Below are 24,550 nucleotides of genomic sequence, written 5' to 3' on the forward strand. Positions count from 1 at the left end.
TCGTCATGAGGAACAACCTGACGACGGATTTCATCCGCGGTAACAAGACATCGAGCATCATGATTGCCGTCACGGTCCTCATCAGCAGCTTCCTGCTTACGTTGCTGACAACGACGCTGTACAACTTCTGGATTGACGCAGCGATGCAGGCCCAGACACAGGGCGTCGATTGGCACGCGCGCATCACCGGCGAACTTGCCGCCACCGCTTCGATATACCTAGGCACGACACTTCTTGGCTGCATCGCGCTGGTGCTCATCATTCGCAACGCGTTTGCCGCGTCGATGCAGACACGTGTGCACCAGATGGGCATCCTATCCACCGTCGGCGCGACGCCCCGCCAGATACGCGGGGTGTTCATACGCGAGTCACTTATGCTCAGCATGATCCCCGGTGCCGTGGGAGTAGCCCTCGGCATTGGTGTGACTGCCGGCTTCATCACGCTCGTGAGGCAATATGCCCAGTCCATCGGCATCGAGCGAGACCTGGCGATTGCATTTCACTTCGACCCGCTCCTCCTTCTCGCCATCGTTGGCCTCGTCCTTCTCACCGTACTCGTATCCGCAGGACTGCCAGCGCGCAAGATGGCGAAGATATCTCCTCTCCAGGCAGTTCGGGGACTTCCCGAAGACCAGCTGGACAAACAGGTGCGACGCGGTATCTGCGCACGCCTCTTCGGTATCGAAGGCGAGCTTGCAGCCGGCGCGATACGCCTGCGACGGTCTCTACTCCGCTCCACCTCCATCGCATTGGGCCTTTCGTTTGTCATCTTCATCGTGTTCTTGTCATTCATGACCGTCTCGAAGGTGGTGAACGAGCTGCATTTCTATCGCGATTACGGCGATGATCCGACCTACGTTGCCCAGACGCTGGCTCAGAACGATGCTATCTGGAGCGGTTACGCGCTTGTCGTCGGTGCCTTCTGCGCCATCCTGGCCCTCATCGGCATCGCTGCCGTCGTCACGCAGGCACTGGGATTCGTGAGCCAGCGCAAGCGCGAGTTCGCCCGCTATCGCTCCATCGGCATGACGCCAGGCGGTATTTACCGCATGCTCTGCGTCGAAGGTCTGCTGACGGTGATTCGCCCGCTGCTCATCGCACTCATTCCAGCCGCCGTGCTCTCCATCGCCATGGTAATTGCGGGGCGCCTGGATATTTCCACATATGCGGCGGCCTACCCCTATGCCGCAGTGGGCATATATGCACTCATCATTTTCGCAATCGTTTTTGGAGCGTACTTGATAGGCGCGCATCGTGTGAACCAATGCGACCTCGTCACGGCCCTGCGCGATGACACGCTCGTGTGAGGATGAGCAAACAAGATTTCTCGACTCCGCTCACTGCGTTCGCTTCGCTCGAAATGACAAGTATGTGACAGGGGTCAGACCCCTGTCACATCGTGACGAGTGCTAGACTTGAGCTTGCAAGGACCCTCTCCCGACGAGCAAGGCGAACCATGTGCAAGACCGGCATCATCATCGTGAATACGGGCAGTCCCGCCGCACCAACCAGCGAGGCGGTGGCCGAATACCTACGTGCGTTTCTCTCCGACCCACGCATATGTCCCATGAATCCGCGTCTGTGGCGTCTCATCCTGAACCGTTTCATCATCCCCAAGCGCGCCCCGGTCTCGGCTGCCAAGTACGCAACGATATGGACCGACGAGGGCGCACCGTTGGATGCGGGAATGAGGTCGCTCGCGCAGAAACTCGGGCGAGCATGCGCACACGATGACGACATCGCCCTCGTGCGCCATGCCATGTGCTACTCGGCGCCCTTCGTCGAAGACGCCCTGGCCGATTGCAGGGAGCATAGCTGCGACGAGGTCACCGTCATCCCGTTGTATCCCCAAAGCGCCTTCTCGACGACCATGGCGGTAAAAGACAAGGTCAACCAGGCGATCGAGGATCTCGACTGGACACCGGCGCTACGCTTCGTGGAGAGCTACCATGACGAGCCAGCCTACATCGCCGCGATTGCGGATTCCGTTTCCCAGTCGGGATTCGACGCCGATGCGGGAGACCGTCTGCTCTTCGCGTTTCACTCGATTCCGATGACCGACATCCGCTCCGGAGACACGTACGACGAACAGACGCGGCAAACGGCACGAAACGTCGTCGATGCCCTGGGGCTTCCCGAAAGCGCCTGGCATGTGGGCTACCAATGCCGCTTTGACAAGAGCCGCACATGGCTGGGGCCTTTCACGAAGGAGGTCCTGGGTACGCTTGCCGATGCACGGCGCCTCTTCGTGATCGCACCCAACTTCTCCGTCGACTGCCTCGAGACGACCCATGACATCCAGGACGCGTTGCGCGATGCCTGGCTCGAAGCAAACGCAGACAAACCAGAAGACTCGTTCGTCTACGTGCCCTGCCTCAACGATTCGCCGGCCCAGATTGACCTGATCAGGCAGGTCGTCCTACGCGCCCTTTCTACGCCGTGCGTGCCTGCTTGAAGCGTTCGATGTCCTCGCGATACTCCGCGAGCGTCGAGTGCGGCTCCTCGATGTAGAACGGCAAGTCAGCCAGACGCGAATTGTTGGTCATGGCCGCCAGGGCATCGAAGCCGATCGTGCCCTCGCCGATGCGGGCGTGACGGTCAACGTGCGAGCCACGCGCCTCCTTGCTGTCGTTGAGATGCACGGCGCATAGCTTGTCCAGGCCGATCGCGCGATCGAACTCGTCGAGCACGCCGTCCAGGTCGCCGACAATGTCATAGCCGGCACCCCACAGCGCAGCGGCATCGATGAGCACGCCCACGTGGTCCTTGAGGTCGACCTGCTCGATAACCTGCGCGACCTCCTCGAAGCTACTGCACAGCTGGTGCCCTTCGCCCGCAAGCATGCAGATGAGCAGCTTGCCCTGCTGGCTGGGATGCACGGTGGCGTTGATGGCGGCGGTGAACTTGGCCAGTCCCTGCATCTTGGACTCGTCGAGCGCGCTACCGGGACGCACGAGATAGTTCTGGCCGGGAATCTCGTCGAGGCGCGCCATATCCTCGGCCATGACCGCCAGGGCGAAGTCACGTTGCTCGACCTTGCCCGAGGCAGGCTCGATGTCATAGGGCGCGTAGGCGAGCGGGCTCACGATGCCGTGCTCTTCCGCATATTCGCGATATGCCTTCACGTCTGCCTCGTCAACGGGCTTGACGCTGCTGCCGCGCGGATTGCGCGAGAAGTACTGAAAGGTGTTCGCGCCCAGGCCATCCGCCTCCATCGCCATGGAGAGATAACCCTCGCGCTTCGATAGATGAGCTCCGATTACGAACATGACAATCATCCTCTCGATCGTTGAAGTGCCGCCAGCATGACGGCACGTATCTACTGCAGATAGAGCTCCCTGAGTCGCTCGCGCTCGCGCTCCCCCACGCCGAGGACCGCAGCGAGATAGGCATCCATGCCGCCGCATTCCTGCTCGACGGCCTCGAGAGCCGCATCCAGGTAATCCATGCTTGCGTAGAAGATGGAATCGACGTCCAAATCGACGTGCTCGAGCAGGCCATACCGGGCAAGCGCATCGAGAATCTCCTTGACTGCGTCGCGCACGAACAGGTTGGTCGCGAGATAGTCCGCGCGGATGTGGGGCATCGGAACGCCGAGCGCGTACTCAACGAGGACGCCCGCAAGTCCCGCGCGATCCTTGCCCTCGGTGCAATGCCACAGCGTCGCACCGTCCTCGGCCGCCAGAAGTGTCTCAAAGAATGCCCGGTAGGCTTGCTTGCCGTCCTCGCCGAGCAGACAGGTGACATACAAATCGCGGATTGCGTCGTGGGCATTGCCGCTGAAGCGCTTGAGCGCCGCAAGGTCGCCTGCGATGCCGCCCTCGTGTGTGATGCCAACGGCGGCCTCGGAAAAGACCGGCAGATCGACGAACTCGATGCCCTGCATGCGATCGCGCGGATCAGCCGCACCCTCGCGCTCCTTTGCCGTGCGAAAGTCCACGACGCGCGCAAGGTCATGCCCATCGCGCAGCAACTCGATGTCCTCGTCCGTGCACTTGTGCAGGTCACCGGAGCGGATGAGCCTGCCGTGGGCAACGCTCCTTCCGTTCGTGGTTGGTAGTCCACCAAGGTCACGCGTGTTGCGTGCTCCGCGCAGGCCAACGTGCCTGAAGTTCTCGAACCCGGGGATTGGCTCGGGCAGTTCGGGGCCCGTCCGTGTCTTATCCTTCGCGTCATTCATATCAAAATGCCGCCTTTCTCATTTCATCTGCTCCTCGAGCCATTCCCTGAGGATGACCGCATGGTTAATCTTGGGGTCGCGCGCCGCGTAGAGCAGCGTGATGGTGCCGCCCGCCTTGGCCGCATCCTTCTTGAGCTGCTGCGCGCATGCGTGCGCGGTATCGCTTGCATTGAGCTCGCCAAGGTAGCGCTCCTTGAAGGCATCGAAGTTCTCGGCCTTGTGCCCGAAGGCCTTACGCGCCGCCGTCGAGGGCGTGAGTTCCTTGGCCCAGTAGTCATATGGCAGGTCGGCCTTACGTATGCCACGCGGCCAGAGCTTGTCGACGAGCACGCGATAGCCATCGCTTGCCTCGGGTTTCTCGTAGACGCGCTTGATCTTGATATCCATGGCTGCCTCCTTGTCACAAGCCCGCCGATTTGCCTCGCATCGCTATCGGACATGTACTGGTGATTTGTCCGCCAATCAAATGCGAAACGTATTGACTTATACAGTCTAACTCAGAATAATAAGCGCATAACCGAAAACCACTAAATTTCGACCGTTCGCCAAAACTTTTATTGACAAGAATTGGCTTGAGAGGGGTGAGGACAGGGTTACACGCACGAGCGTACGCGAAGTTTGCGAGAGAGGAGCTGGAATGACAATGAAGAGCCCAGAGCTTTCGAGACGAAGCTTCGTCAAGGCAGGCGGCGCACTCGCCGTGCTCGCCACGGCAGGCGGTGCCGTTTCCACGGCAGATAACCTGTTCGGCGAGGTAGAACCAGCGCAAGCCGCAGCCGAAGACAAGATCGTCTGGAGTCAATGCAACGTGAACTGTGGCGGAAGGTGTATCTTCCAATGGCATGTAAAGGATGGCAAGATCGCCTACATGCTCACCGACGATACGGGAAACGATGACTTCCAGGCCCGCGCCTGCCTGCGCGGACGTGCGATGCGCCAGTGGATCAACCACCCCGACCGTCTGCAATACCCGATGAAGCGCACGGGACCGCGCGGAACGGGCAAGTTCGAGCGTATCAGCTGGGACGAGGCCATCGACACGATCGCGGACAAGCTCAAGTACACGATCGAGACCTACGGCAACGACTCGATCTACATCAACTACGCCACCGGCATGTATTCGGCGACGGGACGCACCACCGAGCGCCTGATGAACTGCCTGGGTGGCTACCTCCCCATGTACGGCGACTACTCGACCGGCATGCACCAGTACGTGATGCCCTTCATGTACGGCGTGGGCGTCTCGCCCTATGAGAACGTGAGCGCCTCGTCGGTTGACCAAGCCGGCAAGGCCGACCTCGTCTTGATGTTCGGCAACTCGCCGGCGGACAATCGCATGGGCGGTGCCAACGTGGTCTGGGACTACGCGCGCGTGCGCGAGGAGGGCCCCGAGATCATTCACATTGACTACCGCTACAACGAGACGGCCGCTGGTCATCCCGAGGAATGGCTACCCATTCGCACGGGCACGGACGCGGCGCTCGTCGCCGGCGTTGCCCACGAGCTCATCGAGAAGGGCTGGGTCAACCTCGACTTCCTGCACAGATATTGCCAGGGCTACGACGAGGAGACCATGCCCGCGTCGGCCAAGGGCCAGAACAAGTCGTACTACGACTACATCATGGGCACCGGCTACGACAAGGTCGAGAAGACGCCCGAGTGGGCCGCGCAGATCACGCTCGTGCCCGCCAAGACCATCCGCGAGCTCGCCCGCAAGCTCCACGAGGCCAATAGCGTCTACGTCGTGCAGGGCTGGGGACTGCAACGCCACAGCAATGGCGAGTCGGCCACGCGCGCGGTGTGCATGCTCGCGCTGCTCACCGGCAACCTCGGTCGCGAGGGCACGAACTCCGGCATGCGCGAGGCCGAACCGCCGGGAGCGCCCGTCGGGTCCATCCCGTCTTCCGACGATGACCCCAACGGCGTACCCGAGAACATGGTCAACGCCAAGATCTCGTGCTACTCGTGGCTCAAATGCATCGCCGAAGGCTCGGACTTCCAAAAGGAGCTCGACGCGGCCGACGAGCTCGCGCTCTTCATGGGCGCGCAAGACCCCGAAGCAGCAGCTGCTGCCGCCAAGATCGAGGCGCCGAAGAACGGCATCAAGTTCCTCTGGAACTACGCTGGCAATTGCATCACCAACCAGCACGGCGACGTCAACCTCGTCTTCGACACGCTCTCCGACGAGAAGAAATGCGAGTTCATCGTCGTGTGCGACACCTTCATGACGGACTCGGCCAAGTACGCCGACATACTGCTTCCCGACGCCATGCGCGCCGAGCAGCTCAACATGTCGACCAACGGCTACTCCGAGTACTACTGGGGTGTCACCGTCGGCGGCCCGGCACAGGAGCCTCCCTTCGAGTGCCGCCCGATCTACGACGTACACGCCGAGATCGCCGATCGCTTTGGCGTGAAGGACAAGTTCACGGCCGGCAAGACCCAAGACGAATGGGTCCGCTCCATCTACGAAGAGGGCGCGGCCGAAGATCCCGAGATGCCCTCGTGGGACCAGATCCTCGAGCAAGGCGTGTGGAAGCGCGAGCTACCCACGGCCATCGCCTTCGAGAAGAACGTCGCCGATCCGGTGGGCAACCCCTGGAAGACACCATCGGGCAAGATAGAGATCTACTCCGAAGCGCTCGAGAAGATCGCGAGCGAGCGCGAGCTCTCCGAGGGCCAGGTCATCTCCCCCATCCCCATCTTCGATCCGGGTGTTGAGGGCTACGGCGCGGTCACGAGCGAATATCCGCTCTACATGTCCGGCTGGCACGACAAGGCCCGTACGCACTCCTCGTTCGGCGCGCTCGAGGTGCTGCGCGATTACAACCGCCATCGCCTGTGGATCAACCCCATCGACGCCGAGCCACGCAAGATCAAGGACGGCGACCGCGTGCGCGTCAAGAGCCCGGCCGGCGAGGTGCAGGTCGAGGCGCACGTCACGTCGCGTATCGTCCCGAGCGTCATCGCCATGCCGCAGGGCTTCTGGCACGAGGCCGACATGCAGGGCAACAAGCTCGACACCGGTGGCTGCATCAACACGCTGACCACCTACACGCCCTCGCCCCTCGCCCACGGCAACGGACCCAGCAATTCGATCATCGCCGAAGTGCGGAAAGTTTAGAGGTGAATCATGGCTCAATACGGATTCTTCTACGACAACACGCGCTGCACGGGATGCAAGACCTGTGTGATGGCGTGCAAGGACTACTACGACTCCCCGCTCGACATCGCGCGACGCAAGGTATACGACGTCGAGGGCGGGCAATGGAAGGGCGATGAGGGCGGTGCCTACACAACCGACAGCTTCCTCTACCATCTCTCCATCGGCTGCCAGCACTGCGATAACCCGGCTTGCGTGGACGTCTGCCCCACGACCGCCATGCACAAGGATCCCAAGGACGGCATCGTCAAGGTGGACACCACCAAGTGCATGGGATGCGGCTACTGCGTCATGGCCTGCCCGTACAACTCGCCGCAAATCGACCACGAGAGCGGTCATGCCGTCAAGTGCGAGGCGTGCTGGGAGCGCCTGGATGCGGGCAAGACACCCGTGTGCGTGAGTGCCTGTCCGCTGCGCGCGCTCGACAGCGGCCCCATCGAGAAACTCAAGGCCAAGTACGGTGACGTGCGACAGATCTACCCGCTGGTGGACCCGTCGATGACGCAGCCCAACTTCGTCATCAAGCCCTCGCCGGCATCCGAGCTGCCCTACGTCGAGTCCGGATACGTTTCGAACCCAGAGGAGGTCTAGCTCATGGATGCGGTAATCAAGGAACTTCCATTGGCGCTGTTCACCACGATCGCCTCGGTGGGCATCGGCGCCTTCGTCGCAATGTTCTGCGCGATATACGTCAACAAGTCCATGGGGGCCGGCAGCCTCAAGCGACTCGACAAGCTGACGGCCGTGCCAATCGTCTTTTGCGTGGTGGCGCTCATCTGCGCGTTCTTCCACCTGGGCGACCCGCTGCACGCGGTCAACATCGTCAACACGATCGGCAGCTCGCCGATGACCAACGAGATCGTCGCGTTCTGCGTATTCCTCGTGCTCGCCGTCGTCTACTGGCTCGTCGCGCTCGCGGGCAAGCTGGAAAAGCACGGCCCGCGCGCGGTGTTCTCGGGCGTGGTGGCACTCGTCGGCCTCGTCTCGTGCATCATGATGGGCCTTGCCTACGCGCTGCCCGCCATCCCCATCTGGAACAGCCCCTGGGGAACCGTGCAGGTGCTCGGCGCAATGCTGCTGGGCGGTACCTTGCTGGGTGGCACGATCCTCAACATGTCGGTCCGGGAAACGCCCCTCGAAGGCGAGGCTGACGGCAGGATCAGGCTGCTTGCCATGCTCGGTGGCCTGGTGCTCATCATCGGCACGGCCGTGCTGTTTGGCATGGGAGCAAGCGCGAAGAGTGCGATGATCGACGTCGCCGCCAACACCGGCACGCTCATCATTCCGCTCGTACTCGTGATCGCGTTCTCGATCGTCGCCGTCGCCACGGCGTTTCTTGGCAAGGATGCCAAGCGCACCGCCTGGCTCGCCTGCGGGACAATCATCGCGCTTGTCGCGATCTTCCTCGCACGTGGCATCTTCTACGGCGTGCAGATAGGCATCGGCCTGTAGCAATCGCACATGGGGACGGGGTCGCACGCAAGCGGCCTTGTCCCCATGCGGCGTGACAACGGGCTGAGCTGCACCCAAATCGGCCCAATCGCGCAACCAACCCGGGAAAACGAGGCAAAGCATGACCGGACAACAGACGATCGACGAAGGGGCGCTTGCGGGTATCGCCTTTGCGGGCAGGACGCTCGGTCCCCTCTTCAGATACGACCCCCTGCTCGACCGAGAGAAGGTGGAGGCGCTATACGTCGCGCTGGCGCGATCGGATGCCGCTGCATTATGCGAGGAATGGCCCTTCGTGACACCCGACGAAGCGTTCAAGCCCATCGCCGATATGGTCAGAGGCGCCAAACGCCTCGAAGACGAGCTCGCCGTGGATAACGAGTCGCTGGCCGCCACATCATCGCTTGCCGACGAATACCGCCGGCTCTTCGTCGGTCCGGCCAAGAAGGCCGCCCCGCCCTGGGGCTCGGTATACACCGACCGCGACCAGGTCGTCTTCGGTCTCTCGACTCTTGACCTGCGCGAATGGCTACGCGAAAACGGAATCGAGGTTCGCCGGGGCGAGTCGGAGGAACCCGAGGACCACATCGGGACGATGCTCGAGCTCATGGCGTGGCTTGCCGACAACCGCCCCGAGCTGCTCGGAGACTACCTGCAGCATCACCTGCTTACGTGGGCTCCGCATTTCCTCGCACTCATGCAAGACGCCACGACGGATGCCTTCTTCGCGGGGCTTGCCGCGTTGACGCGCTACACGCTGCTCGGCATCCAAGATACGCTCGAGCTCGAGGTCGTGGAGCCACGTTTCTACCGGTAGGTGGCTCGCTATAACCATTGTCATTTCGACCGGAGGCGCGAAGCGCCGCCTCATTGTCATTTCGACCGGAGGCGCGAAGCGCCGAAGTGGAGAAATCTCGATCTTCCGTTGCAGGTAAAGGGGCGAGATTTCTCGACTCCGCTCGCTATGCTCGCTTCGCTCGAAATGACAGGGGGCGCCACTTCATTTGCTTCTCACGACAGGGGCATTCCCTATGAGTTGAGGTACGCTTCGACATCGGTCTTGAAATAGCCCTCGGGGACGTTGTCGCGGATGAAGTCGATGAAGTCCTGCGCCGAGCGGGTGAGCACGTGCTCCTTGCTCCATGCAAGCGAGACGGGATACCACATGGGTGCCGTGTTGACGGTGAACCGCAGTATCTCGGGGTCATCGCGATAGCGGTTATAGATGCACTCGGGGACCGTCCCCCAACCCAGGCCGGCCTTCACGCCCTCGACCATGGCCTCATGCGTGTCGAAGCAGGCGATCATGTTGTGATCTTGCAGCGATAGACCATAGCGCTCCCGAAAATGGCGGTTGCCGACCATGTGACGACCCGAATCCCACTCGTAGATGATCATGGGCCAGTCGAGCAAGGTCTCGACGGGAATCGGCTGCGTGGTGCGGTTGTAGGGCGCGGCGTTGGGACAGATGAAGATGAGCTTCTTGTAGCCCAGCACCTCGAGCTCGAGACCAGGCTCCTCGGGCTGGTTCTCGAGCATGGCAAAGTCGAGCTTGCCGGCCTTGAGCTGCTCCACCAGTTGCGGCTCGTAGCCCGCTTCCAGATGCACGCGCGCATCGGGCACCTTTCTCTGGAAACCGGCGACGAGACGGGGTAGCAGGGCGACACCATCGTTGATGCACATCCCGACGTCAAGCGTCGCGTCGAAGCGCTCGTCGATCGCCGCCAGTTGGGACGCCAGGACACGCTCGAGACTCGCGGCGTTGCGCGCGAAGGTCGTGACGAGCTCTCCCGCCTTGGTGGGCACGATTCCCGTGGAGGTGCGGTCGTAGAGCTTGCGTCCCACGCGCTTCTCGAAGCTCGTTATTCTCTGGGATAGACCCGGTCGTGACATGAATAGCTGGTCAGCTGCCTGAGAGAGGCTTTTGGCTTCCGAGAGCACAATGAGCAGTTCGATATCTTCGAAAAGCATGTCAACCTCCCGGCTTGGCAAATGCCTTTTTGGCAGGGTATTTGAAATAGCGCACTAGATACATATTAAACACAAAAATCGCCATCCCTGTCTAGGCCGCCCGACCCATTCGATGCAGCGTTCCTTTATAACCGCTGTAAGGATTCGTTACATGAAAGCATGAGTTTCCATCTCCCTTTCAAAACCTCAACACCCAAATCCGCAAATACGTCAGTTAGCAAAATCTAACCCTCGTATATTTGCCTTGCAATAGCCTTATGCGGACACTGGACGCTCCCCCAATAATCGCCTGACCTCCTCTTCCGTCGGCGAATCCCCAAGTCCGATGCCCGCATTAAGGCAATGGCAAACGTGAGGGATTGAAGTAAGAGAGGGAGGTACGTATGGACAAGCAGGGCATCATAGATGCGAGCAAGAAGCGTCGCGAAGGCGAGCGCATCTTCTACACCTCGTGTCCGGCAAATGGCTGCTGGGATTCGGCTTGCGTTCTGAAATGCCATATGAAGGATGGCAAGATCTTCGCAATCGAACCCGATGACTCCATCAACAAGAACGACAGCCGCGAGGACAAGGCGTGGGAGGAACTGCTCAAGGGCAACATCCAGGCACGTCCGTGCGCCATGGGCCATTCCTGGAAGAAGGAGCTCTACGGCGAGACGCGTCTTCTGCATCCCATGAAGCGCATCGGCGAGAAGGGCCCGGGCAAGGGCTACTTCGTGCCCATCAGCTGGGACGAGGCGCTGGACACCATCGCCGACAAGATGAAGGAGATCAAGGCCGAGTACGGCCCCTATGGCATCTTCCATTCGCAGTATCCGAGCTTCGAGAAGAACGGCTTTCCGCTGGCACCTTGGTGGGAGGCTGGCTTTGGTGCTTGGGGAGAGCACTCCACCTCGGGACATGCAGCCGGCGAGATGCTGCACCTGGGCGTCGATTTGACCAAGGTCACGCGTGGCCTGCAAAACTCGATTCCGGGTTTCGAGGCTCCGGACATCTTCTATTCCAAGCTCCTCATCCTGTGGGGCATGGATCCGGTCGTGGCGTGGTACGGGCAGACGTCCTACTACATGAAGCTCGCGCACGAGTACGGCATCAAGACCATCATCATCGATCCGCGCTACACGCAGTCGGCCGAGCTCATCGCCGACCAGTGGATTCCCATCCGCCCCGGCACCGACCTGGCCATGATGCTCGCCATCGCACAGGTACTCTTCGAGGAGGACATGCTCGACCACGAGTTCATCGAGAAGTGGGTCGACAAGGAAGGCCTCGACGAGTGGCGTGCCTACGTCATGGGCGAAGGCGAAGACGGTATCAAGAAGACCCCCGAGTGGGCCGCCCCCATCTGCGCGGTTCCCGCCGAGACCATCCGCGAGCTCGCACGCCTCTATGGCACGTCGCAGCCGGTGCACCTGCAGTACTTCTACAGCTGCGCCAAGCGCCACATGGGCGACTACAGCGCGTCGGCTTCCATGATCCTGCAGGCCATGACCGGCAACATCGCCATTCACGGTGGTTGCGAGTCCGGTGCGTGCCTGCCCACGCCGGGACGCATCCCCACCCCCACCGCTGACTGGCATCGCAATCCGGGTGACTACAAGGTTCCGGTGCTCTTCAACAACAACTGCCTGACCGAGATCCTGGCGCGTCAGAAGGACTACTGGGAGGGTCGCATCACCGAGAGCGAGTTCCGTCACCTCATCGGCTCGCCTACCAACGACAGCCCCCTGCCCAACATCCAGATGATCATCTTCGAGAACAACTACGCCAACAATCACTCGAACGTGAACAAACGCTTCAAGGGCATGGCCGACACGAAGTTCAACTGGGGCTTCCAGTGGCACATGAACCAGCCCACCGCCGAGCTGTGCGACATCATCCTGCCGGCTCCCGTGTGGCAGTTCGAGGGCATGGACGAGTACATGTACGGCCACCAGCGCTTCGTCAGCGGCCCCAACGGCATGCGCAACTACTTCACCTTCTGCGCACGCGGTGCGGAGTTCCCCGGTGAGGTCCGCTCCAAGGAATGGGTCTGGACCCAGATCGCCAAGCGCCTGGGCGACGAGGTCGTCGAGGGCTACAACCCCCGCATGAAGGACGTCGAGTGGGAAGACTGGGTCGACGAGCAGGAGAAGGTCTACAAGGAGGCCGTCGAGAAGTGGATCGACGATGGCTATCTCATCGCCCTCGGGAAAGAGGAGATCCAGACCTGGGAGGACTTCAACGCCAACCCGGTCGTTCGCACCGAGATCGACGAGCCCTACTACCCCTTCAAGTCGGCCATGGACGCCGGCGAAAGCCCCTTCTACACGCCGACGGGGAAGATCGAGCCCTACTCGCGCTTCGTCGAGACACATGACATGACCGAGTCGCGCTGGCGCGGCCAAATCGAACCCATGCCGGTCTGGAGCCCCAGCTACGTGGAGGGCGACATCGGATCTGCCAGTAACGACGGCTTCTACAACCCCAAGGTCAAGAAGTATCCGCTTTCCGTCGTCACGCCCGTCTCCGTCTACCGTCAGCATTCGAGCAACGACAACAACCCCTTCATGCGCGAGGATGTCTACCGTCATGGCGTGTGGATCTCGGGCGTGGATGCCCAGGCCCGCGGCATCAAGGACGGCGACCTGTGCCGCGTCTACTCCGACCGTGGCGAGGCAATCCTGCCGGCCTACGTCACCAACCGCTGCATGCCCGGCACCGCGGCCGTCCACCACGGCTCCTGGTACCAGACCAACGGCGAGGACGCCGAGATGAACGCCTTTGGCCAGGACATGCGCGGCACGCCCAACATCCTGCTCGATGACGGACACCTGCCCCACATCCTGGGCGCGCTCATCATCGCCGGACTGTGCGAGGTCGAGAAGGTGGCCGACGGCGATGCCGAAGGATACGGCACCGAAGCCGCCCGTGGCGGCATGCGCGGCGCGAAGGTCGCTATCGGCGTACGCGAGAAGCTCGCCCAGGCCGACAAGGCCCATGAGGTCGCGTTCATGAGCGCCGAGGCCCAAGCTCAGCTCAACGCCGCGGCATCCAATCCCACGACTCCCGGCGAGTACGCCTAGCGGAAGCCTGGAAAGGAGGAAAGAAAATGACCCAATACGGATTTATGTTCGACATGAACCGCTGCTACGCCTGCCAGGCATGCAGCATCGCCTGCAAGGACTGGAACGACATCGAGCCGGGCGCCGAGAAGTGGATGACCGTCTACGAATGGGAGAAGGGAACCTTCCCCAACATCCGCCTGAACGCCCTGGCCTTCCCGTGCGCCCATTGCGAGGACCCGTCTTGCATGAAGGTGTGCCCCAACGGCGCCATCTACAAGGAAGACGAGTTCGGCGCGGTCCTGGTGGACCAGGACAAGTGCGAAGGCTGCCGCAAGTGCTACGAGGCATGCCCCTACGGATCGCCCAAGTTCGCCAGCGACGAGCAGGGCGCCAAGATGAGCAAGTGCACCATGTGCGTCGATCGCCTCGCCGAGGGCATGCAGCCCGCCTGCACCGCGAGCTGCCCGTTGCGCGCCTTTGACTTTGGCCCGCTCGACGAGCTCATCGAGAAGTACGGCGACGTGCGTCAGTGCGAGGGCATGCCCGCGCCGGACGCCACAAAACCCGCTTTCATCATCTGGAACCCACGCGAGAAGACGCCGCTCATCCCCTATGACGTGGATGAGGCCATCAGGCTCAACCAGCAGCGTGGCGACCTGGGGACGATGTTCGAGAGCGAGGAGGACCTCACGACCTTCGATGAGGGAACGATTCGCCGTGACGAGCTTGTCATGAAGCACGCGAACAACGCCGAGCTGATGCGCGCGACGCGCAACGACATGGCGTAAAGCTTTCCCGGCACCTCACCTTGGCGTTTGCTTCGGGCGCTGCACGGCACGCTAGGGCCGCTTAGCCCGAAGCGCACGCCAATCTGGGGCACCGGTAAAGCTTTCGAAGCTTTGTTTTAGGAGAAACCTGAGGAGGATATGTAATGGAATGGATTGGAGTTATAGGCATCGTCGTGGGCTTGGTGTTCTTCGTCGTTGCAGCCATGAGGGGCTGGAACGTGCTGATCACCTCGATCGTGACTGCCATCGTTATCGCGCTCACCAATGGCATGGACATCATGAGCTCCATGGTGGGCACCGAAACGTCGTACGTCACCGGCTTGGCCGGATTCTTGAGGGGTAACCTGATCATCTTCATGGGCGGCGCCATCATGGGCGAGTTCATGGACAAGTCGGGTGCCGCGAAATCCATCGCGCAGGCAATCATGAACAAGGTGGGAACCAAGAGCCCCTACATGGTGCTTCTCGGCATCTCGCTCATCGGCGCGCTGCTCACCTATGCGGGCATCTCGATGTTCGTCGCCATGTTCGCGCTCATCCCGCTGGCACGTCCGATGTTCCGCGAGTGCGACATCCCCTGGCCGCTGTTTTGCGCAGCTTGGACGCTGGGTACCTGCTCGTTCACCATGGCGATGATCCCGGGTGTACCGGCTATCGCCTGGATCAACGCAGCCAACGGCTGCGGCGTATCGCTCACGGCCGCTCCCATCATGGGCATCGTGGGCTCCATCATCGCCATCGTGATCAGCTGCCTGATCATCAAGTTCTCGCTCAAGCGCGCTCAGGCTCGTGGTGAGCACTTCGTGGCAACCGAGGACGACATCGAGGTCGAGGAGGACAAGAACATCCCCAACCTGTTCCTGTCGCTGCTGCCGCTCATCCTGCTCATCGCCACCATCATCGGCCTGTCCGCGACGGGCATGAAGAACGTCGTCTACATCGGCATGCTCGTGGGCATCATCGCCTCGATTGCCTGCTTCTTCAAGTTCGTGCCGAGCGTCAAGGATTCCCTCGGCGCAGGCGCCGTTGCCGGTGTTGGCCCCGCGGTCTTCACCTCCGCTGCCGTCGGCGTCGGCACCGTTGCCGCCGCATCCATCGGCTTCTCGGTCATCTACGAGGCCATCTTCAACATGCCTGGCGGCACCTACGTGTCCGCCGCCACCATGGCAGCCGCCCTCGGTGGCATCATGGGTTCCGGCTCGGGTGCCGTGGGCATCATCGCCCAGAACTTCCTGCAGCCCTACCTGGCGACGGGCGTCGATCCCGCCGCGCTCGCGAAGATCATCGCGACTTCGGCCACCATCGGTGGTGCGCTGCCTAACTCGGGCGCCATGTTCGGCATGCTCTCAGCCATGAAGCTCACGCACAAGAATTCCTACAAGTACATCGCCGCCATCTCCATCGGCGCCGGTCTGTGCGCATTGATCGTCATGATCATCATGGCAAACCTGGGCATCGTGTAGTCCCTCCTTTTCCAGTCGGCGCCTCGCATGCACGGGGCGCCGACACCCCCTTTTCCGAATAACTACCAGGCATAACCCGACCGATTCGACAGAGGTGTCGCCATGGATTCCAATTCGCAAAGCCCCAAGGGCAAAGCCGTCACCGACGTGAAGGCACCTGCCCAGGGCAGGGCTCCCGCAAAGGGACGCTCGGTCACGAGCCAAGTATCGCTTTTCGAAAGGGTGCCCGATTGGGCGCGTCTTTCCTGGCCGGATATCGCGGCCATCCTCTCCGGAGTGGTCTCGAGCCTCTCCAAGCTCATGGGCGGCGGCATCGTCGCCTTCTACGCGGGCTGCCAGCTCGGCGGCGTTACCGTCGCCATCACGTTCGCGCTTTCCTTCGTGCTCACGTATTTCGTCGGCAAGATCTGCTTTCGCGAGGGTCTTCCCAACAACGTCGTCTCCCGCTACTACATCTTTGGCAAGAACGGCTCCGCCGTCGGCTCGCTCATCTGGATATTCGTCTTGGTGGGCGTTTTGGCCGTAGGCACCGTGCAGTTGGGTAACGCCATCCTGTTCGCCTTTGGCTGGGAGGGCGAATTCGCCCGATGGGCCCTCTTCATCGGCATCTCGTGCGTGTGGGTGCTCATGGCGCTGTTCGGCACCAAGGTCATCGCCCGCATGAACGCCGTGTTCGTCGTCGCGCTCTTCTGCGTCATGGGCTATGTGGTCTATCTCATCGCCGCCGACGGACAGCTCGTCGATGCGGCAACGCACGGCATCATGATCCCCGGCGTCGAACCCCTCGAGGGCTTTGCCTATTCGGTGAACTACGCCATCATGACGAGCGGCCTGCTCGCATTGTTCGCCGCCGACTTCACGCGCTTCGCTCGCAAGGAGCGCGACCTCGTGCCCATTTCTCTCACGGGCTCGATCTTTGCCATTGTCACGTACATATTCGGCGCGCTCATCGTCTATTACGGCTTTGAGCAGTCGTTCGCATACTTCAGCGCCCAGGGCATGGATGCGACGCTCGCGGCAAACGCCGCAGTGACCAATCCCGGCGTCTCGCTCGTGCTCGCATCGGGCGGCAGCGGCCTGGCCATCATCTGCCTGTCGCAGATGAAGGTCGAGACCTCGAACTCGATTGGCGGTGCCAATGCCGTGTCGAACCTCTTCGATTCGCTCTTCGGCAAGAAGCTCGCCTGGCCCGTTGCCGTCATCATCGCCAACGCCATCGGACTTGCCTTCATTCTGGGCAACATCCTCGACCAGGTCAACGCCTTCATGAGCTACGGCTCGATACTCACGAGCTCGTGGTGCATCCTGCTCATCACCGACTACTACATCGTGCGCGGCAAGATGGGCATCGGCGCGCGTGAAATCGACGTAAGCGCCCAGGAGCGAACGGTCAACTGGCGTGGCGTGGGAACGCTCGTGGCGGTTTCCGTCGTGGCAAGCGTGCTGTATGCCACGGGCATCTTGCAGATACCGTTCTTGCTGGTTGCGCCTGCGTCCATGGTCATCTACATCCTGGTGAGCTGGCTGCTGCGCGACAAGGTGCGCTCGGGGAAGGTGGCGTAAGAAGCCGCTGACAGTACCTTCGCGCTGCCAAGGATTGCTGGTCGCTGACCGTCGATGGAGGCGTCCTGCCAAGGATTGCCAGTCGTTGACCGCCAGGTGCCAAAGATAGCGGTCAGTGACCACACGCTTTGGCAATTGGGACGAAGCGAGCCTTTATGGCGGTCACACAACGGCCATCCTTGGCAGGAGCACCCGCTGGCATTCGTGACAGGTCAACAGGTAGTAGATGCCGAGCAAGACGGCGGTGCCACCGATGACCGCCGCCACGATCGCCACATAGGACGAGCTTCCCAGCACCAGTGCGAGGAAGCCCACGAGTGCCAGCCCGAAGCAATCGTGCACCATAGCAAACGCGAACGGTGCCGCAAAGTAGATGCCCACTTGGGTGCGTATTGCGCTCCGCATCATCTTGGGATCGCAGCCCAAGTCGGCGAGCAGTGCGAAGCGTCCGGCGCTATCGACCGCGTCGGCGAGCTGCTGCAATGCGAGCACCGCGGCAGCCGCCACGAGAAACGTGATGCCGTAGAAGATCCCGACGTAGCCGATGGGTGCCAATGCCGCGGCGTTGTCGATGCCCGCGGGTCCTCGCATTCCCACGCTGAAGGCCAGTCCGGCCACCATCATGCACGTGGCCACGGCGATGAGGACGCAGGTGCAGGCCATGGCGTTCGAGCTCGACGAGACACGACTCTCGACCTGGCGGATGACGAAGAAGCGCAGACCCGAGAGATAGCGGGCGGGTTTGCGTCGGGCACGGGATGGCCAGCTGGTGGCGACCCAGCGAAACAGGACGGCGGTGGCGAGCACGGCAAGGACACCCAGCGGCAGTATCCAGACGACGAAGAAGATGGGCTGCAGGATGCACGATCCCCACACGACGGCCAGCACGACAAAGGCGAAAGCAAGCTGCAGGGCCGCTGGCAGGCGCCGGATGCCCTTGGGGCTATCGGGAGTCGAATTCGCGCGCAGCAGCTCTATGAGCGGTCGCCTGCCCACGTCGCGAATGCCGAGGAGCGTGGCCAGGGCCATGATCGAGAGAAAGCAGCCCGCGGTCCAGCAAAGGGCATCGGACGAAAAGGTGAAGACGAGCTTGTACGGAGCGTCGAAGACAAAAGCGGCGACAAAGCCAGAGAGCGGCGATATCACGACCGCCACCAGCATGCCGATGACCAGGGCGACAAGGCCGACGACGCACCCCTCGTAGGCGAGGATGCGCGCAATGGACGACGCGGGCATGCCCAGGATCTCGTAGAGCGCGAACTCGCGGGAGCGGCGACGCAGGATGAAGCGGTTCGCGTAGACGATGAGGAATGCGAAGACGATGACGGAGAACACCGAGAACGCCTGCATGACGCCGTTGGCTGAATCGTACACGCCCCTTTGCTGTTCGCTCAGGTCCAGGGCAAGGAGATAGTCGGTCGATGCCGTGAACGAGTACAGAAGACACGCGGCAAAGGCCAAGGTCATGAAGTAGACCGAGTAATCCCCGAATGAGCGCTTGATATTCCCGATGGCAATCTTTGCGTACATGCCACTCCCTTCCGAGTCATGCCCATCCTAAGAGCTGAGAAGAGGAGCTACCATCGGGTCGCCTTACCGCACGCGAACACTTTCGTAAGGTTCGCGTTGACGAAGGCCGGATGAGAGATCTGCATGGAACAAGCTTCTCGACAAAGGCCCTACCCTACACAGGCGGCGATGATGCGGGCGGCCTCGCGAGCCGATTCGACGTCCAGCCCGCCGTACTGGATGGCGAAACGCGCATCATCGTGAGGCGGCAGCGGGGCGATTGCGTAATCGTCCATGGGCGAGAGGCGCACTCCCCGTTCGAGTGCAGCGGCGGTGATTCGGCCCTCGTCGGCATCCTCGATGGAAAGCACGAAATGCAGCCCCGAATCGGCCTGTTCGACATGCACGCGGCGCGACGGGGCGAGCCGCATCATTTCGTCCACAAAGGCATCGCGCACGTCGCGCTGCGCCTTGCGGTAGCGGTTCACATGACGCTCGTAATCACCCGTCTCGATCATACGCGCGAGTGCAATCTGATCGATGACACTCACGGTGTTCGCGTAGAAGCCGACACGCTCGTCCCACGCCTCGGCCAGTTCGAGCGGCAAAACCATGAAGGCCATGCGAAGCGCCGGGCCCAGGCTCTTGGAAAACGTGTTGGTGTATATAACGTGGCCCGCCACGTCGATGGATGCGAGGCTTGCCACCGGACGGCCCGCCATACGAAACGGCGCGTCGTAGTCATCCTCGACGATGTAGCGTTCCTCGGCCTCGTTCGCCCACGCAAGCAATTCGTAGCGACGGCTAATGCTCGTCACGATACCGGTCGGGAACTGATGCGACGGCATGACGTGGACGAGACTCGCATCGCTTGCCCGAAGCTCCTCCATGGAGATGCCCTCGTCATCGAGCCCGATGGGCCGCACGGACACCCCTGCCGACGCGTAAATCTGCGCCAGGCGCGGATAACCGGGGTTCTCGAGCGCCACCGAGCCCTTGGGCCGCAGGAGCTGCACGAGTGCGGCATCGAGGAGCTGCGAGCCGGCACCGACGACGATACGAGCGGGATCGGCCTCGAATCCGCGCGTCTCACGGAGTCTGTGCGCGATGGCACGACGCAGACGCAAGGTGCCCTTGGGAGGCTGTGGACCGTAGAGCTCCTCGTCGGCTTCGGCCGACAAGACGCGACGCAGGGCCCTTCCCCACACGCGCGAGACCATGGCGAGATCGACATCGACACGCGAGAGGTCGAAAACAGGAGCGCACGATGAGACACATCGGACAGGTACATCTGTCTCATTTGCAAAACCGGATGAGACAGATGTACCTGTCCGATGTGTCTCATCGTCGCCAATCATCGAGAACGAGAGCTCCGAGACGTAGTATCCGCTGCGGGGCTTCGTATAGCAGTAACCCTCCGTCACCAGTTGGGCGTAGGCGTTTTCCACGGTGATGAGACTCACGCCGAGATGCTGGGCAAACGCGCGCTTGGAAGGCAGCTTCTCGTGGGGTGCAAGCGTGCCGGCCTCGATGTCGCGTCTAATCGAACGATAGACGAATTCGTAGAGGCTCAGCTCCCCACGGCTCTCCAAATCGTAATCCAGCATCAGCACCTCCGTGGTGGGACAAGCGACTGAGGCAATGAGACAGATGTACCTGTCCAATGTGTCTCGTTCTCTGAGCATAATCTGGTCATATCAATTTCGCAAGATATGGATATACAAACATGTCCAGATTACGCCTAGGCTTCGAGCCGTCAGTACTCGAATCGACACGCGGAGGCAAGACATGGCAGAGACGACGAGGGAAGAACGCGCCAAACTCAACCGGGAGCTGGCGCAGATGCTCAAGGGTGGCGTCATCATGGACGTGACCACCCCCGACCAGGCACGCATCGCCGAGGAGGCGGGTGCGTGTGCGGTCATGGCCCTCGAGCGCATCCCGGCAGACATACGCGCGGCAGGCGGCGTGAGCCGCATGAGCGACCCGGCGATGATACGCGGCATCCAGCAGGCCGTGAGCATCCCCGTCATGGCAAAGTGCCGCATCGGCCACTTCGTCGAGGCCCAGGTGCTCGAGGCCATCGAGATCGACTACATCGACGAGTCCGAGGTGCTGAGCCCTGCCGATGACATCTGCCATATCGACAAGACGGCGTTTTCCGTGCCGTTCGTATGCGGCGCACGCAACCTGGGCGAGGCACTGCGCCGCGTCGCCGAGGGCGCGTCGATGATCCGCACCAAGGGCGAGCCCGGCACCGGTGACGTCGTGCAGGCGGTAAGCCACATGCGCCTCATCAACGGCGAGATACGCGCGGTGGGCGCCCTGCGCGAAGACGAGCTCTTCGAGGAGGCAAAGCGCCTGGAGGTCCCCATCGACCTGCTTCGCTATGTGCACGAGCACGGCAAACTGCCCGTCGTCAACTTCGCTGCCGGCGGCGTGGCGACGCCGGCCGACGCGGCGCTCATGATGCAGCTCGGCGCCGAGGGCGTCTTCGTGGGAAGCGGCATCTTCAAGAGCGGCAATCCCGCCGAGCGCGCCTGCGCCATCGTCGGCGCCGTGACGCGCTACGAGGACCCGGAGTACATCGCGCACGTCTCGGAAAACCTCGGCGAGGCCATGGTCGGCATCAACAAGGACGAGATCGAGCTGCTCATGGCGGAGCGGGGCATCTAATGACCACGGCAATCCTGGCGGTGCAGGGCGCGTTTGCCGAGCACGCCGCGATGCTCGACGAGCTGGGCGAACCGTGGTTCGAGCTGCGTTGCCTGCGCAACATGAGCCGTCACTTCGACCGGCTCATCCTACCCGGAGGCGAATCGACGGTGCAGGGAAGGCTGCTGCGCGAAGAGGGTATGCTCACGTCGCTTCGCAAGCTGATCGACGAGGGGATGCCCGTGCTCGGCACCTGTGCGGGCCTCATTCTGCTCGCCGAACGTGTCATCGACGATGATGACGGCAGTCGCCCGATCAGGCCCGACAGCCACCTGGGGACCATGCACGTCACGGTCGAGCGAAACGCCTACGGCCGCCAGCTCGCAAGCTTTCACGCGACGGACGAATTTGCCGGCATCGGTCCGGTGCCCATGAGCTTCATACGGGCACCGCGCATCGTCGAGGTGCGCGAAGGCGCAGTCGAGCTCGCACGGATCGACGGCGACATCGTCGCCGCGCGCGATGGCAAGCAGATCGGCGTCGCGTTCCATCCCGAGCTCGATGATGACCCGCGCATCCACGAGCTCTTCCTCGCCCTGTAAAAGGCATGCAATCTGATTGCCCTTCTCGCGTCAACTGGTCTGCGCGGGAAGCTCAGGGTATCATTACGACAGTCGTATTCGATTCATCCTTGTCAAAGTTTGGAGATACCTATGGATGCGTGCGAAGTGCAGCTCACGAACGGCGGTTCCTCATTCCAGGAGCTCGTCGATGATATGGCGAAGGACTCCTACTGGATCCGTTTCTTCTGCCGGCCCTGCTGTCCCGCTCCAGACCTTGAGGGCGCAATCAAGATGCTCGACAAGCTTGCCGCCGAGGCAAGCGCGAACGAGGCCTTTGACGACGAGCAAAAGCAACGCATCATCGCGCTCATCGAAGAGCGCAAGGCATGGTATCCCGGCTCGGGTCTCTGCAGGCACTAGACGCGCCGGTTCATGACGTACATACCCTTATGATTAGCTACGAAACAAGCGCCCTGCTCATGATCGACATGCAAAACGGGTTCATCGACCCGTCTTCGTCACTGTGCGTCGCCGGAGCGCAGGCCACGATACCCGCCTGCGCCCATGCGCTTGCCACGGCGCGCAGCCATGACATGGCAATCTATCACGTGCGCCGCGCATACGCCTTTGACGGCTCCGATGTCGAGCCCGTGCGCCGTCGCATTTGGTTAGCCGGCGGACGGCCCTTATGCCGCGAGGGCTCCGACCCTCACAGCATCGAGGCTCCCGACGAGCTCGCACCCCATGAAGGCGAGTGCATCGTTCACAAGCCGCGCTTCTCCGCCTTTTTCGACACGCAACTCGATGCGATGCTGCGCGAACGCAACATCGACACGGTCGTGCTCGCCGGCACCACCACACCCAATTGCATCCGGACAACCTGCTATGATGCACTCTCGCTCGGCTACAACGTCATCGTACTCGAGGATGCCACCTCATCACGCACTCCCGCGGTGCAGAAGGCCAACATCGACGACATGGCGTACATCGGCACCACGATCATGAGCTGCGATGAATTTGCCGCCGGGGCACTTTTGCAGGTCGAGGATCTGACAGATTAGGGCGTGACGGGGAGGTGACAGGGGGACGGGGGTTCTGTCACGCTGGATTCGCGTGACAGAACCCCCGTCCCCCTGTCACCTCCCCGTCCCCACTGTCACCCCCATCGCATTTTGCAGAGGCTTTACAAACGCCTGATAGACGCTTTACATGCCGATTCTATCCTGTGGTCAAAGCTTATCCATGACAAGGAGATAGGCAATGACCACAGGAAAGGACCTAGACATGACCAAGACAATAGCGCGCGTCGTCCTCACGACCCTCGCAATGATAACCTGCCTCGTAGGGGCGTTCGCCATGATCGGATGCTCGTCGTCGGGCCAGGAATCCGGCGCCCAGGGGTCGTCCGGCACCGAGCAGATCTCCGTCTACTCGCGCGAGGACGGATCCGGAACGCGCGGAGCCTTCATCGAGCTCTTCGGCTTGGAGGAAAAGGACGCGCAGGGCAACAAGACCGATACCACGACCGACAAGGCGGCCATCACCAACTCCACGTCGGTCATGATGACATCGGTCGCCAACGACCCCAATGGAATCGGCTACATCTCCCTCGGCTCGCTCAACGACTCCGTCAAGGCCGTCCGTATCGACGGCGTGGAGGCGACGGCGGACAACGTGAAGGGCGGCTCCTACAAGGTCTCGCGTCCTTTCAACATCGTCCTCAGCGACATGTCCAATGCTGCGGCAAACGACTTCGTCACCTTCGTCATGAGTGCCGACGGGCAGGCCATCGTCGAGGATAACCACTACATCGCCGTCAACGACGCCGCCCAGCCCTACCAGAAGGGCGACGTGTCCGGCAAGGTCGTTATCGCGGGATCGTCATCGGTCACGCCGGTGATGGAGAAGCTCGCCGAGGCCTATGAGTCCGTCAACCCCGCCGTCACCATCGAGGTCCAGCAGTCGGACTCCACGACGGGCGTGAACATGGCCATCGAGGGCACCTGCGACATCGGCATGGCATCCCGCGAGCTCAAGGATTCCGAAGTCGCCGCTGGCGTGAGGTCCCAGCCCATCGCCCGTGACGGAATCGCCGTGATCGTCGCACCGTCCTCGTCCGTCGACGAGCTGACCAGCCAGCAGGTCAAGAACATCTTCTCCGGTGTCGCAAAGACCTGGGCCGACGTGATTGGCTAG

The 24,550-nt window shown here is 61.7% G+C and carries 21 protein-coding genes; 15 read left to right on the top strand and 6 right to left on the bottom strand.

Going from position 1 to position 24,550, the window contains the following annotated elements; genetic code table 11:
• Positions 1–5 precede the first annotated feature (5 nt).
• Together OIM11_06690 and hemH are read left to right on the top strand one after the other, a co-directional pair.
• On the top strand, positions 6–1,307 hold the full coding sequence (locus OIM11_06690; GenBank protein ID HJJ00814.1) for an ABC transporter permease: 1,302 nt from the start codon (positions 6–8) through the stop codon (positions 1,305–1,307).
• Between the two features lie 149 nt (positions 1,308–1,456).
• Positions 1,457–2,455, top strand: a complete 999-nt coding sequence (gene hemH / locus OIM11_06695) for a ferrochelatase (protein HJJ00815.1) — start codon at positions 1,457–1,459, stop codon at positions 2,453–2,455.
• On the opposite strand, the gene OIM11_06700 is transcribed toward hemH, so the two are convergent.
• The 3 genes from OIM11_06700 to OIM11_06710 are packed head-to-tail and all read right to left on the bottom strand — an operon-like array spanning position 2,433 to position 4,567.
• A complete protein-coding gene (locus OIM11_06700; protein HJJ00816.1) occupies positions 2,433–3,269 on the bottom strand; it encodes a deoxyribonuclease IV in 837 nt (278 codons plus the stop codon). The genes hemH and OIM11_06700 overlap by 23 nt on opposite strands.
• Positions 3,270–3,319: 50 nt before the next feature.
• Positions 3,320–4,180: a tyrosine-protein phosphatase gene (locus OIM11_06705; protein ID HJJ00817.1), complete on the bottom strand. Its 861-nt coding sequence runs from the start codon at positions 4,178–4,180 to the stop codon at positions 3,320–3,322.
• A gap of 18 nt (positions 4,181–4,198) precedes the next feature.
• Positions 4,199–4,567 (bottom strand): DUF488 family protein, encoded by a 369-nt coding sequence (locus OIM11_06710; GenBank protein ID HJJ00818.1) that lies wholly within the window; start codon positions 4,565–4,567, stop codon positions 4,199–4,201.
• 250 nt (positions 4,568–4,817) lie between these two features.
• On the opposite strand from OIM11_06710, the gene OIM11_06715 reads away from it, so the two are divergent.
• The 4 genes from OIM11_06715 (at position 4,818) to dmsD (ending at position 9,612) form a co-directional block, all read left to right on the top strand.
• On the top strand, positions 4,818–7,304 hold the full coding sequence (locus OIM11_06715) for a molybdopterin-dependent oxidoreductase (GenBank protein HJJ00819.1): 2,487 nt from the start codon (positions 4,818–4,820) through the stop codon (positions 7,302–7,304).
• Between the two features lie 9 nt (positions 7,305–7,313).
• Positions 7,314–7,934 (top strand): dimethylsulfoxide reductase subunit B, encoded by a 621-nt coding sequence (gene dmsB / locus OIM11_06720; protein HJJ00820.1) that lies wholly within the window; start codon positions 7,314–7,316, stop codon positions 7,932–7,934.
• A gap of 3 nt (positions 7,935–7,937) precedes the next feature.
• On the top strand, positions 7,938–8,795 hold the full coding sequence (locus OIM11_06725) for a dimethyl sulfoxide reductase anchor subunit (GenBank protein ID HJJ00821.1): 858 nt from the start codon (positions 7,938–7,940) through the stop codon (positions 8,793–8,795).
• A gap of 121 nt (positions 8,796–8,916) precedes the next feature.
• On the top strand, positions 8,917–9,612 hold the full coding sequence (gene dmsD, locus OIM11_06730) for a Tat proofreading chaperone DmsD (protein HJJ00822.1): 696 nt from the start codon (positions 8,917–8,919) through the stop codon (positions 9,610–9,612).
• Between the two features lie 212 nt (positions 9,613–9,824).
• Here the strand turns inward: dmsD and OIM11_06735 are convergent, their stop codons facing one another.
• Entirely contained in the window at positions 9,825–10,766 is a 942-nt protein-coding gene (locus OIM11_06735) for a LysR family transcriptional regulator (protein HJJ00823.1), read from the bottom strand.
• A 383-nt stretch (positions 10,767–11,149) separates the two neighbouring features.
• Here OIM11_06735 and OIM11_06740 point away from each other — a divergent pair, with 383 nt between their 5' ends.
• The 4 genes from OIM11_06740 to OIM11_06755 all read left to right on the top strand — a co-directional run bounded on the left by OIM11_06740 (position 11,150) and on the right by OIM11_06755 (position 17,627).
• A complete protein-coding gene (locus OIM11_06740) occupies positions 11,150–13,831 on the top strand; it encodes a molybdopterin-dependent oxidoreductase (GenBank protein ID HJJ00824.1) in 2,682 nt (893 codons plus the stop codon).
• 26 nt (positions 13,832–13,857) lie between these two features.
• Positions 13,858–14,601 (top strand): 4Fe-4S dicluster domain-containing protein, encoded by a 744-nt coding sequence (locus OIM11_06745; protein ID HJJ00825.1) that lies wholly within the window; start codon positions 13,858–13,860, stop codon positions 14,599–14,601.
• 143 nt (positions 14,602–14,744) lie between these two features.
• Positions 14,745–16,064, top strand: a complete 1,320-nt coding sequence (locus OIM11_06750; protein HJJ00826.1) for a hypothetical protein — start codon at positions 14,745–14,747, stop codon at positions 16,062–16,064.
• A gap of 102 nt (positions 16,065–16,166) precedes the next feature.
• Positions 16,167–17,627 (top strand): hypothetical protein, encoded by a 1,461-nt coding sequence (locus tag OIM11_06755; GenBank protein ID HJJ00827.1) that lies wholly within the window; start codon positions 16,167–16,169, stop codon positions 17,625–17,627.
• 162 nt (positions 17,628–17,789) lie between these two features.
• Here OIM11_06755 and OIM11_06760 read toward each other — a convergent pair whose 3' ends face one another.
• A complete protein-coding gene (locus OIM11_06760) occupies positions 17,790–19,157 on the bottom strand; it encodes an FtsX-like permease family protein (protein ID HJJ00828.1) in 1,368 nt (455 codons plus the stop codon).
• Between the two features lie 149 nt (positions 19,158–19,306).
• Positions 19,307–20,743: a PLP-dependent aminotransferase family protein gene (locus OIM11_06765; GenBank protein ID HJJ00829.1), complete on the bottom strand. Its 1,437-nt coding sequence runs from the start codon at positions 20,741–20,743 to the stop codon at positions 19,307–19,309.
• 181 nt (positions 20,744–20,924) lie between these two features.
• Here OIM11_06765 and pdxS point away from each other — a divergent pair, with 181 nt between their 5' ends.
• From pdxS to OIM11_06790, 5 genes are all read left to right on the top strand, one after another.
• Positions 20,925–21,812 (top strand): pyridoxal 5'-phosphate synthase lyase subunit PdxS, encoded by an 888-nt coding sequence (gene pdxS / locus OIM11_06770; GenBank protein HJJ00830.1) that lies wholly within the window; start codon positions 20,925–20,927, stop codon positions 21,810–21,812.
• Complete coding sequence (pdxT, locus tag OIM11_06775) at positions 21,812–22,393, top strand: pyridoxal 5'-phosphate synthase glutaminase subunit PdxT (protein ID HJJ00831.1); 582 nt, start codon at positions 21,812–21,814, stop codon at positions 22,391–22,393. The genes pdxS and pdxT overlap by 1 nt, the downstream gene beginning before the upstream one ends.
• A 111-nt stretch (positions 22,394–22,504) precedes the next feature.
• Positions 22,505–22,774, top strand: coding sequence for a hypothetical protein (locus tag OIM11_06780; GenBank protein ID HJJ00832.1), 270 nt, complete (start codon positions 22,505–22,507; stop codon positions 22,772–22,774).
• Between the two features lie 29 nt (positions 22,775–22,803).
• Entirely contained in the window at positions 22,804–23,415 is a 612-nt protein-coding gene (locus OIM11_06785; protein HJJ00833.1) for a cysteine hydrolase, read from the top strand.
• A gap of 223 nt (positions 23,416–23,638) precedes the next feature.
• Entirely contained in the window at positions 23,639–24,550 is a 912-nt protein-coding gene (locus OIM11_06790; GenBank protein ID HJJ00834.1) for a substrate-binding domain-containing protein, read from the top strand.

It is taken from the genome of Coriobacteriaceae bacterium (genome assembly GCA_025992705.1).
Taxonomy (GTDB): domain Bacteria; phylum Actinomycetota; class Coriobacteriia; order Coriobacteriales; family QAMH01; genus QAMH01.